The organism is Paraburkholderia sp. SIMBA_030 (genome assembly GCF_046535245.1).
GTDB lineage: Bacteria > Pseudomonadota > Gammaproteobacteria > Burkholderiales > Burkholderiaceae > Paraburkholderia.
Map to the genome: position 1 here is coordinate 1 of NZ_JAWRXB010000502.1, position 273 is coordinate 273.

Annotated in this window: 1 protein-coding gene; it reads right to left on the bottom strand. The window is 58.6% G+C overall.

Going from position 1 to position 273, the window contains the following annotated elements:
- The coding region (locus SB772_RS40970; RefSeq protein ID WP_410838646.1) for an IS66 family transposase at nt 1-273 on the bottom strand (273 nt) is incomplete at both ends.

Sequence of the window (273 nt, forward strand, 5' to 3'; positions counted from 1 at the left end):
GGGTGTAGGACACGGCATCGCCGAGCTTGGTATCCGGCACGATCTTCGGCGCGATGTTGTCGAGCCACGTCTTTAGGGCATTCAGGACAGGCAAGCTATGCTGTTGGCGGAAACGGCGAATGCAGTCGACCTTCGTTTCCCCAGCATCTGGGTTTTTGTCTCTTGCCTGCTTTTCGATCCGGTAGAGCTGCTCGAAGAACCGGAGTGCCTGTTCCGGCGGGCCGCCTCCATTCTTCCTGGTTTTGAGGGCTTCGACGAAGCGCCGCCTGGAAT